Annotated in this window: 12 protein-coding genes and 1 pseudogene; 10 read left to right on the top strand and 3 right to left on the bottom strand. The window is 29.5% G+C overall.

The genetic code is table 11. The features are described from left to right. Positions 1 to 261, bottom strand: a 261-nt coding sequence (tnpA, locus tag BUB36_RS17480) for an IS66 family insertion sequence element accessory protein TnpA (protein ID WP_207550851.1), incomplete at its 3' end; no start/stop codon positions are given. Between the two features lie 8 nt (positions 262 to 269). Between tnpA and BUB36_RS17475 the strand changes: the two genes are divergently transcribed. Further along, positions 270 to 1,046 (top strand): endonuclease/exonuclease/phosphatase family protein, encoded by a 777-nt coding sequence (locus tag BUB36_RS17475; protein WP_131821342.1) that lies wholly within the window; start codon positions 270 to 272, stop codon positions 1,044 to 1,046. 97 nt (positions 1,047 to 1,143) lie between these two features. Further along, on the top strand, positions 1,144 to 1,743 hold the full coding sequence (locus BUB36_RS17470; RefSeq protein ID WP_084112119.1) for a transposase: 600 nt from the start codon (positions 1,144 to 1,146) through the stop codon (positions 1,741 to 1,743). On the opposite strand, the gene istB is transcribed toward BUB36_RS17470, so the two are convergent. Next, complete coding sequence (gene istB, locus BUB36_RS17465; RefSeq protein ID WP_073153264.1) at positions 1,696 to 2,457, bottom strand: IS21-like element helper ATPase IstB; 762 nt, start codon at positions 2,455 to 2,457, stop codon at positions 1,696 to 1,698. The genes BUB36_RS17470 and istB overlap by 48 nt on opposite strands. Next, positions 2,454 to 4,028 carry an IS21 family transposase gene (gene istA / locus BUB36_RS17460; protein ID WP_073153262.1) on the bottom strand — a complete coding sequence of 525 codons (1,575 nt, stop codon included), beginning with the start codon at positions 4,026 to 4,028 and terminating at the stop codon, positions 2,454 to 2,456. Before istA ends, istB begins: the two co-directional genes overlap by 4 nt. Positions 4,029 to 4,166: 138 nt before the next feature. Between istA and BUB36_RS17455 the strand changes: the two genes are divergently transcribed. From BUB36_RS17455 to BUB36_RS17415, 8 genes and pseudogenes are all read left to right on the top strand, one after another. Continuing rightward, the gene (locus BUB36_RS17455) at positions 4,167 to 4,496 is read left to right on the top strand and encodes a hypothetical protein (RefSeq protein WP_073153259.1); all 330 of its coding nucleotides are present in this window, start codon (positions 4,167 to 4,169) and stop codon (positions 4,494 to 4,496) included. Between the two features lie 65 nt (positions 4,497 to 4,561). Next, entirely contained in the window at positions 4,562 to 5,944 is a 1,383-nt protein-coding gene (locus BUB36_RS17450; RefSeq protein WP_278247866.1) for a recombinase family protein, read from the top strand. A gap of 180 nt (positions 5,945 to 6,124) precedes the next feature. After that, positions 6,125 to 6,370 (top strand): hypothetical protein, encoded by a 246-nt coding sequence (locus tag BUB36_RS17445; RefSeq protein ID WP_073153256.1) that lies wholly within the window; start codon positions 6,125 to 6,127, stop codon positions 6,368 to 6,370. A gap of 392 nt (positions 6,371 to 6,762) precedes the next feature. Continuing rightward, the gene (locus BUB36_RS17440; protein WP_073153254.1) at positions 6,763 to 7,173 is read left to right on the top strand and encodes a DUF6414 family protein; all 411 of its coding nucleotides are present in this window, start codon (positions 6,763 to 6,765) and stop codon (positions 7,171 to 7,173) included. A gap of 27 nt (positions 7,174 to 7,200) precedes the next feature. After that, positions 7,201 to 8,322, top strand: a pseudogene (locus tag BUB36_RS19165) (IS3 family transposase). A 100-nt stretch (positions 8,323 to 8,422) separates the two neighbouring features. After that, positions 8,423 to 8,605, top strand: coding sequence for a hypothetical protein (locus tag BUB36_RS17425; RefSeq protein ID WP_334293009.1), 183 nt, complete (start codon positions 8,423 to 8,425; stop codon positions 8,603 to 8,605). A gap of 55 nt (positions 8,606 to 8,660) precedes the next feature. Further along, on the top strand, positions 8,661 to 9,416 hold the full coding sequence (locus BUB36_RS17420; RefSeq protein WP_073153249.1) for a nitroreductase family protein: 756 nt from the start codon (positions 8,661 to 8,663) through the stop codon (positions 9,414 to 9,416). Positions 9,417 to 9,723: 307 nt separating this feature from the next. Next, positions 9,724 to 10,431, top strand: coding sequence for a B3/B4 domain-containing protein (locus BUB36_RS17415; protein ID WP_073153247.1), 708 nt, complete (start codon positions 9,724 to 9,726; stop codon positions 10,429 to 10,431). The last annotated feature ends 331 nt before the right edge of the window (positions 10,432 to 10,762 follow it).

The following is a 10,762-nucleotide window of genomic DNA, read 5'->3' as shown; positions in this document are numbered from 1 at the left end:
AGCTTTTCCAATAACAATTTTCAAAGGTGATACCTTAGTATCATCTTCATTTATATTTTCAGTTTCATATCTATTAAGAGTAGCCCACTGTACCTTTGAATCTTTAGTCTTTTCTTTAGAATCTTCCTTTCTAAATTTTTTAATCCATCCATAGAAAGTACTTTTTTTGATACCATTATTATTACTATACTCTCCTATAGATAACTTACTTAAAATCCAGTTATCATAATGGGTTCTCCACCAATCTTTTGTTTTTTTCATTTCCTGATATGCCTCCTTTAAAGGCATTATCTCACAGGAAATGGTCTGTTAGAAGGTGGGTAGGGTTTTACGCTTACAAATTAATAAAACAAATACTTAAGTATAAACCAGATTCTCTAGGGATTCAAGAAGGTGATTACGGATGGATGAATGAGCATGATGGTCTGCCTGCATTATTAGAAGGATATTCATATGTAGGAGTTGGCAGAGATGACGGAAAAACTCTTGGAGAATATGCTGCAATATTCTATTTGAAAGAAAAGTATGACATAATAGACAGTGGAACATTTTGGATATCTGAGACACCTGATACTCCTTCGATGGGTTGGGATGCAGTGGCTAATAGAATATGTACTTGGGCAATATTAAAAAATAAAGAAAATGGTGAAGTTTATACTCATTTCAATACACATCTTGATCATGTGGGGAAACAAGCTAGAACAGAAGGCGTTAAATTATTGATTGATAAAATAAGTAAATGTCAAACTCCATTTGTGCTTACAGGGGATTTTAATTTTATGAAAGATAGCAAAGATTATAAAACAATTATTGAATCAGATTTATTATTGGATAGCAAATTAGTTGCAGAAGATACAATGTCACATGGAACTATAAATTGGTTTTTACCTTTTAATTTTAAATATCTGAAACCAATAGATTTTTGTTTTGTTAGCAAAGACCATATAAAAGTATATAAATATAGAGTCGACAACTCGTATTGGGCAGATGGTCATCCTGTTAGTGATCATTATCCAATAATTGTTGACTTTGAATTGATAAAATAGTTAAAATTTAAGATGTCTTTGAATCACACACAATAGAGCACACAATACACAATCGAGTACACAATCGAGGGTCAGGCTAAACTATAAACTTTATGATATGATGAAAAAGGGTGATAAAATAGAAAGAAAACCAAGAATACATTTTGAGGGAGCATTATATCATGTCATAGTAAGAGGAAATAATAAGAATTATATATTTGAAGATGATAAAGATAAACTAGAATATCTTATGAGAGTAAAAAAATATAAAGAAAAATATAGAAGTAAATTGTATTCATATGTGATTATGGATAATCATGCTCATTTGTTAATAGAAGTATCCAATACACCATTAACAAAGATAATGCAGCTTATTCAACAAACTTATACTCAATACTATAATAAAAAGTATAATAGGACTGGGCATGTATTTGAACAAAGATATAAGGCTATATTGTGTAATAAAGATGAATATTTATTAACATTAATCAGATATATTCATAAGAATCCAGAGAGAGCGAACATATCAGATATTAATTATAAATGGAGTAGCCATCAGGAATATATAGGTAATAAACTTGGTATCTGTGATGTAGATTTTCCCCTGTATTTGTCAAGTGAATTTTCCTCCAAATTATATTTCAAAACTCCCCCACTAAGTGCAAAAAAATTAATCCTGTTTTTGAATCCAATCTTTTGTTTCTTTAAGTCTATATGAATTACCATTCATATTTATCACATATGAATTATGTGTAAGTCTATCAATCATTGCAGCTGTAAGTACTGGATCTTTAAAAATTTCACTCCATCTATCGAAAGATAAATTAGATGTGATCATAGTAGATTTTCTTTCTGCTCTTAGAGACAGATATGTAAATAATAATTCACTTCCTTCCTTATCAAAGGATATATATCCTAATTCATCTGCTATAACTAAATCATATTTCTCAAATTTTTTCTCAAATGATCTAAGCCTTTTTTCACTTCTACATTCTTTTAATTCGTTTATTAACAATGGAACTGTAGAAAAATATACTTTATAACCCATATTACAAGCGTGTATTCCCAAAGCAATAGACATATGAGTTTTTCCTGTACCAGGGTTACCTGCTAGAATAACATTTCTATTTTCTTCTATAAATCTTAGAGTTTTGAGCTCTTTAAGTTTTTTTTGTGCATCTTTAGGCAAATATTCTGTTTTTAAATTTTCTAAGTATTTTTTATACGGAAAATTTGCATTCCTAATCCTATTTTTACGGCCATTTTCTTTTCTTATATCATATGCATCTCTAAATATATCTCTTAAAAACTCCTCATAGGATGTATCCAGTCTATAAGCATCTTCTAACCTTCCTTTAATTGATGCTGCTATTCCTGGTATTTTTAGTTCTTTTACATATTCTTTGATCTCTAATACTATTTGCTTATTCAATGCATTTTACCTCCTTCTGTAGTTGTTAAATTAAATATATTATTAATATGACTTATCATGTTTATTGAGGCATTTTTAATATCATCGTCTATATTTATAAATATATCTTCAGAAGGAGAATTGTTATATGCCATACTTTTAATATTATCTGTTGTAACTAATGACTTTTTCATTTTATTAAGCTTTTCTATAATTTTTAATATATTATCAATACCTTTTTCATTTATTATTTCTAAAAGTAGTATGAAATCTTTTGGATTATTGATATAATATTCTTGGTATATTTTTTTTAGCTCTGGTGGCATTTGATGTGCGACAGCACTGTTTTTTAAAGCCCCAGGCTTTTTCTTTAATGTCTGTATATAGTGGTTTATATCAACAATCCATTTATGATTTTCATAGTTTCTCTTATGAGTAGCTACTAAATTATTCTTATAAAAGATTTTTATTGTATCAGTATAGATTTTTGCTGTAACAAATTTACCTACTAAATAGTCCGGTGTAGAGTATTTATTTTGGTCCACAGTTATAACACTGTATTTACTTACTCTAGCTTCAACTACTCTAGATACATCATATGTAGGCTTTAATGGATATAAATACTCCTTTTCATCATTTAAAATATCCATTGGACTTTTACCTTCTAACCAATCTCTGGATTTAGAATTAAGGCTTAATAATTTTTCTTGCAAATATGTATTGGCTTCTTCAAAGGTTTTAAATTTACTATTAACAGAAAATACTTTTCTTCTTACTGTCTCAACTCCTCTCTCTACATGGCCCTTTTCATTACCTCGTCTTATATTACAAAATCTATATCTAAAGCCATAGTACATTGATATTTTAACTAAGTCCTCTGTTGCTTCCTTTTCATTTTTTCCTACAAATCTCTTTACAGCTTGCTTCATATTATCATAAACAATTTCTTTATGTACACCTCCTAAATGTTCAAGAGCTTTAACATGGATATCTAAAAAATTTTCCATCTTTTTATTTTTATATAGCCTTGCAAAATGATAACTACCAGCAGCTGTAGTAAATAGTCCCATATCTAAAGTAACATTTTTACCATCTATATTTAATTTTACTTCACCCCAATCAAATTCTAAGGTTTCTCCTAAAGAATAATTTTGTCTTATAAAAGCTTCTTTTACAGCTCCTTTCTCACGAATATAGTTACAAATACTTGGATAACTTATGTCATATCCCTTTTCTATAATCTGTTCATATATATCAATATTTTTCATTATTTGCTTAGACCTACCGGTCATTTTCTTCTCATCATTTTCCTTGAGATATTCATCTATTAACGAAATAATTTCATCGTTAAGCTTACGTTTTTTTCTTTTAGAAGTATCATATTTAGGCTTTGAAGATAACTCTTCGATTAATATTGATACTTCTTTTTCATCATCAGCATTACTTAATCTATTTAACTTATCTTCATATTGATTTATATATTTTCTTACTGTTTTTCTATCAACTCCTAATCTTCTACTAATTTCTCTCTGTGAAATTCCTTCTCTGAAATAACTGATAATTATTTCTGCCTTTTGATTCAAAGTAACCACTCCTGAGTCCCCCTCTATAGATTGTCTATAGAGAGTATTCTATTTTATAGTGGGGGATTTTTCAATTATTTTAGTGGTACACTATTAAGTTATCATAAACATCCCCTATATATGTTTTCCAATTATAAGGAATTGGCAGTGAAAAAGTATTTAGAATATATTCTTGAGGAAGATGTAGAAGTAGTTGAAAAAAGGAGCTATGGACTTGTATCACAAGAAGTAAAAAATGATACGTATATCGAAAAAACTGAAAATAAAAGTATGGATGAGATCATAAATGAGATAGAGAAATCTTATAATATAGACATTGAAAGACTAAAAGGAAGGTCAGAGAATAGATATATTAGTAAAGTAAAGAAGTATTTTATTAAAGAAGTTATAAAAAATGAATTGATGAGTCAAAAAGAGTTAGCAGAATATCTTAGAGTAACAGAAATGGCTGTATCTAAAATCGCCAATAAAGTTTAAAGTTTAGCCTGACCCTATGTGGTGCAAGGGTTTCTACCGCAGAACAAGCAGAATAAGGTTATTCTATAGATGCACAGGTTGAAAATATTAAAGCAAGATGTAAGTTAGAAGGAAAGGTTGTTGTAGAAGTTTATGCTGATAGAGGGATTAGTGGTAAGTCTATAGATAATCGATTAGAACTTCAGCGACTAATAGAAGATAGTAGAAAAGGAATGTTTGATGAGGTTATAGTATGGAAGACAAGTAGGCTAGCTAGAAATATTTTAGACTTACTACAAATAGTAAATATACTGGAAAAGAACGATGTAACCTTTAAGAGCATGACAGAACCCTATGATACATCTACTCCTACAGGAAAATTAATGATATCTATGCTTGCAAGTATAGCAGAATTTGAGAGAACCACTATTATAGAAAATCTAAAAATGGGAATGGTAGCTCGTGCTAAAAAGGGATTAAAGAACGGAGGTAGAATGCTAGGATACAAATCAGTAGGGAGTGGTAAAGATAGTAGATTAGTAATAGTTCCAGAAGAGGCTGAGATAGTTAAAAAAGTATTCAATATGTATATTAGTGGTAAAGGATATAAAGCCATTGCCAATAGATTAAACAAGGAAGGTTATAAGACAATAAAGGGAAATTTATTTGGAATAACAGCTATTAGTAACATTATTAGTAATCCAACATATGTAGGAAAAATCAGATTCAATAGATATGTAGACTATGCTAACAAAAGAAGAAAAGGAAAAAATGAAGACTTCATTTTAGTAGAAGGGCAACATGAAGCGATAATAACTGAAGAGGTTTGGGAGAAAGCACAGGAAATTAGAGATACAAGAGCAGCAAAATATCCAAGGACATACTCTGGAGAATTTCCACTTACAGGATTGCTGGTCTGTCCAGTATGTGGACATGGTATGGTAGCTGCTAGAACTGTAAATACATTAAAAGGTGGGGAAAAGAGAAGGATTAGATATTACTCATGTGGACAGTTCAGAAATAAAGGGTCAGTTGCTTGTAGTGCTAACTCAGTAAGAGCCGATGAAGCTGAAAAGTATGTATTTGACAGAATAAAGGAAGTGCTATTAAATGACAGAGTATTAAAAGATATAGTTAAGAAATTAAATAAAAATAGAAAAGATAAAATTAAACCTCTTGAAAGAGAATATGTAAGCATAGAAAGACAAATAGAAAGCTATAGTATTAAGAAAAATAGAGTATTTGAACTCTATGAAGATGGAACAATAAGTAAAGAGATGTTAAATGAAAGATTACTTAATATAGAAGAAACTCTAAGCAACTTAGCTAATAGAAAAGCAGAGATTAAATTAGAAATTGATAAAAATGGTTCTGATGAGATACCTTTTAAAACTGTTAAAAGAACAATGGAAGATTTTGAAAAGCTAATAAGTGGAGCAGATAAAGAGCAAAGAAAACTATTCTTATAGCTGATAATTGAAAAGATAACTGTAGGGAAGAATAGAAAAATTGGTACAATTGAAATACATTTCAATGAAACACTACATGATATGATAAAAACATTTTTAGGAGAAGAACCTTCATCTGATGATGAGGGTTCTTCTTTTGTTTTTACAATAGTAATATAAAAATATGAAAGGATGATGAAAATGAGTTTTTGGGAAGGTCTAGGGAAAGTAGCAGTAGGTGTAGGATGTATTCTAGCTACACCAGTAGCAGTAGGAGCAGTAGCAAGCGTAGCTGCGACAACAGGAGCTATAGCAGTCACCATTGGTTTAGCAACAGAAGCGACAGTTGTAGGAGCTGGAGTAACTGCAATGGGATTAGCAGAAACATCTATAGTGACAGTAGGTACAGCAATTGCTAGTGATGGAACAAAAAAGATGATAAAATAGCAACAGAAGAATCAGTAGAAAAATTCTGACACTACTGACACATAATATGGATAAAAAATAGTAGTAAAAACCGCCGATACACAAGTAAGGTGAACCGTACCATAAGTAACGGCGGTTTTTATCATAAGTATAATTCGAAATCTAGTGTACCTTTTCATAATAAATTGTAGATTGAGATTCTGCTTTCTCAGTCAAATAACTAGACTTTAGCAGATTTGTTGGAGTCTTTTTAACGAATAATAGATTAAGAGTTATAAACCAAATATTTTCATTAATTTTTATTATCCTATGTTTAGTGGTGAAAGTTTTTAGATGATTAGAAATAATTATGTAGTAATGGTATAATTAAGTAATATTAATGTTTTGTATATTTACTTGGATAGAGAGTGTTTATGCATAAGATAATATATTTTGATGAAGGTACAGCTACTGATTATATTGAAATTACTAAAGGTGGTAAATATGAAGAGTTTGAAGAAAAAATTAAAGATAGAATGAGAAAAGCAATGGCTGATATTGAAGCTGAGGCTAGTGCAAAATTTAGTCTGTTTCCTTTTCTAAAAATGGGAGCTGGTACTCAAATGAATGGAGAAGTATCAAATCATAGCAATAAGATAATAACTAATACTTTATCAAACACTGTTTTGACAGATTACTTGAAAATATCTAAAAAAGATAGGAAAATTAAGAAGTTCAAAAAATGTAATATATATGCTTACAAAGAGTCAATGACGTTTTTTAAAATGTATACACCATGGATAGGTTATACTAAATTAGACAGTAAAAACTCGGACATGATATAATAAATAAAATTAATTTGGAGGTTAATCATGTCTAATAGATCTAAAAGATATAACGAAGAATTTAAAAAACAGATAGTTGAATTAGTTAAGAGTGGAAAAAGTCCAAGCGAAATAGTTAAAGAATATAATGTAGCAAGATCTACCGTAAATAAGTGGGTTAAAGATTATACTACATCAGGTTCTTTTAAAGCTAAGGACAATAGAACAAAAGAGGAAAACGAACTAATAAAACTTAGAAAAGAAAATCAAAGACTCAAAATGGAGAATGATATTTTAAAGCAAGCGGCGCTGATAATGGCACGAAAATAACTATTATCAAGGCTAATAGACACAAGTACAGTATCAGTGCCATGTGTAAGGTGTTCAGAATAAGTAGAAGTCTTGTTTACTATACTCCTAAAGAAAAATCATTTGATAGTAAGCTAGAAAATGAAATAATAACTATCTTTAAAAAAAAGTAGAAATAATTATGGAACTAGAAAAATAAAAAAGGAATTAGATAAAAAGGGATATCAAGTTTCTAGAAGAAGAATTGACCGTATTATGAAAAAATATGGTTTGGTATCTAATTATACAGTCAAGCAATATAAGATTTATAAATCAAAGTGCAATGAAGATAAGTGTAAAAATGTTGTTAACAGAGAATTCGATAGGAAAGAGTCTATGGAAGTTGTAGTAAGCGATTTAACCTATGTGAATGTTAAGGGTAAGTGGAATTATATATGCATATTATTAGACCTATATAATCGTGAAATCATTGGATATGCTGCTGGTAAGAATAAGGATGCAAACCTTGTTTATAAAGCTTTTACAAAGATTAACAGACCTTTAGAAAACATTAAAATATTACATACTGATAGGGGTAATGAATTTAAAAATAATATAATAGATAGTTTATTAACTACATTTAATATAAAACGATCCCTAAGTAAAAAAGGCTGTCCTTATGATAATGCAGTAGCAAAAGCTGCTTTTAAGGTTGTTAAAACAGAGTTTGCTTTTAATAAAATATTTCAAAGTTTTGAGGAACTTGAATATCAATTATTTGATTATGTAAACTGGTATAATAACCATAGAATTCATGGCTTCTTAGATTACCTTACTCCTGTAGAATATAGAATGTTAATGTCCGACAAAAAAGTGTCTTAAAAAGTGTTGACAATCCAGTTTTTAAAAAAGCAAAAAAGCCAGCATATAAATTATAGGTTGATTTTGGGGATGAAATAGGGATAAAAAATTAAGTGCTCAAATTACACAATGTTATAGAAGCAACGAACTTATTGGAAAGCAGGTATTAGGAGTTGTAAACTTCCCATCAAGACAAATTGCCGATTTTATGTCAGAGGTATTAATACTAGGAGTTTATGCAAAACAGGGAGTAGTGCTTATTAAGCCAGAGATGACAGTTCAAAAGGGAGATAGATTGGGTTAAGAAAAAGCATTTGCAAAAACCTTAACAAGAGGGTATCAACAAGGGAGATAGAAAAATGGAGAACAAAAATTTCTATGATGTAATATTTAAAAGAAAATCAGTGAGAAAATATAATTTAGAAAATTTAGATGACACAATACTTGAAGAGGTTTCAACTTTTATAAGTTCTGTAAAACCAATGTATGAAGAAATTAAAACTGAAATAAAAATTGTCAAGTTAGAAAATGTAAAAAATCTCCTTCCTATTAGAGCACCATATTATATTTTATTTTCATCTGAAAATAAAGAGGGTTATCTAACAAATGCAGGGTTTATGCTTCAGCAGATAGATCTATTTCTTTCAGCCAATGAATTAGGAAGCTGTTGGGTCGGAATGGCACAGCCTAAGAAAGAAATACTAAAGAAATTGAAGTTAGAATTTATTATTGCACTAGCCTTTGGTAAGCCTGCTGAGTTTGTCCATAGAAAAAATCTAAAAGAGTTTAGAAGAAAATCTATAGAAGAGATTAGAGATACCAATGAAAAAGATGAGCTTATTGAGCCAGCACGCCTTGCTCCATCAGCGACAAATAGTCAACCCTGGTTTTTTAGGATATTAAATAACAAGATACATGCATATTGTATCAAACAGAATCTAATTAAGGCTATTTTATTAAAAAAGATGAACCAAATAGACATGGGTATTGCAATTTGCCATATATGGATCGCTGCAAAGAAGTATGGAAAGGATATGAAAATTATTACAGATAGAAAAGGATTGGAATATTCACCAAAGGGATATAATTATGTTATATCTTTAATTATAGACTAACATATTTTTTCTAGTAGACTTGAATACTAATAATAGATAATATTTATTTTTTTCTACAATAATTTCACACTAAGTTTTTAGGAACTGAAGTTGCTTCAAGTTTTGAATTATGCTAAAATTAAGCAATAAAATCCAATTTATAAATTGTAAGATATTTAATAAAATTTGATTTTCTAGTGTTCAGCGGTCTATAACTGGCTGATTCGAGTGAAAACTCATAGAAAACTGTGTATACGGAAGAATGAAAGCCTGAGAGATATTTTTATTATATTTCTTTGGGCTTTCTACATATTGAGGAGGTATTTTAATGAAAAACTTGATTATTGAGGATGATTTTTGGAGTATATTCCCTAATGCAAAGATTGGAGCTGTTGTTTGTCACAGTATAGATAACTTTATAAAAAATAAGGAACAATATGAAGAAATGCTTTTAGAGGCAGAGAATGAGGCATTAAACTACTTACAGGATACAGTGTTAAGTAATAACGAAGTAATAAAGGTATGGAGAGAGTCATTTAAAAAGTTTAAGACAAAGAAAGGCGCAAGATCATCAATTGAAGCGTTACTAAAACGAGTTTATAATGGTAATCATATAGGAACTATCAATCCTTTAGTAGATATTTATAATTCCATTTCGCTAAAATATGCGCTTCCATGTGGGGGAGAAGATATAGACAAAATCGTTGGTGATATTAGATTAACAAAAGCATTAGGAAATGAGGAATTCATTCCATTAGGGAGAGATGAAAATTCACCTCCATATGAAGGTGAAATAGTCTACAAAGATAATAATGGAGCTATTTGCAGATGTTTAAATTGGCGTGAATCAGTAAGGACGATGCTTACTGAAAGTACAAAAAATGCCCTACTATGTATTGAATTAACTGATGAAAAAAGACTAAAAATACTTGAAAGTGCATTAATGGATTTAGCAAAACTGGTAGAAGATAATCTAGGAGGGAAATGCACAGTTTCAATTCTAGATATTAATAATAGGAGGATTTTAATCGATTAATTATAGGAGGATAAATGAATAGGTTGTTTTAGCTGTTACACAGCAAATTATTCCACTCCAAAAAAGTCAAATTATTTTAGCTTGATTTCCATATAAAATGACAGAAAAAAGTCAGATTAAATAATCTGATGCTAGGAAAACAATCAAAAAATACAAATTATTATGTTCTAAAAAAACGACGCTAAGTCGTTAAATTTAGAACTTAGCATCGTAAATATAATCTTTATCGAGAATAAATCTAAAGTCGTCTAACTGAATGAAGCAGTCATAGGATTTTGCTATTCTACAAGGCTGATAATTATTTAAAAGCTTTATGTATAATTGATAGCCA

It is taken from the genome of Paramaledivibacter caminithermalis DSM 15212, from assembly GCF_900142245.1.
In the GTDB taxonomy this organism is placed as follows: Bacteria; Bacillota; Clostridia; order Peptostreptococcales; family Caminicellaceae; genus Paramaledivibacter; species Paramaledivibacter caminithermalis.
The sequence above is the reverse complement of the archived record's forward strand: the minus strand, read 5'-3'. Positions and strand labels throughout refer to the sequence as shown.

Excerpts from the sequence above, each read along its gene's own strand:
- BUB36_RS17475 (WP_131821342.1), top strand. The coding sequence starts at position 270 with ATGCCTCCTTTAAAGGCATTATCTCACAGGAAATGGTCTGTTAGAAGG.
- BUB36_RS17470 (WP_084112119.1), top strand. The coding sequence starts at position 1,144 with ATGATGAAAAAGGGTGATAAAATAGAAAGAAAACCAAGAATACATTTT.
- BUB36_RS17445 (WP_073153256.1), top strand. The coding sequence starts at position 6,125 with ATGAGTTTTTGGGAAGGTCTAGGGAAAGTAGCAGTAGGTGTAGGATGT.
- BUB36_RS17440 (WP_073153254.1), top strand. The coding sequence starts at position 6,763 with ATGCATAAGATAATATATTTTGATGAAGGTACAGCTACTGATTATATT.
- BUB36_RS17420 (WP_073153249.1), top strand. The coding sequence starts at position 8,661 with ATGGAGAACAAAAATTTCTATGATGTAATATTTAAAAGAAAATCAGTG.
- BUB36_RS17415 (WP_073153247.1), top strand. The coding sequence starts at position 9,724 with ATGAAAAACTTGATTATTGAGGATGATTTTTGGAGTATATTCCCTAAT.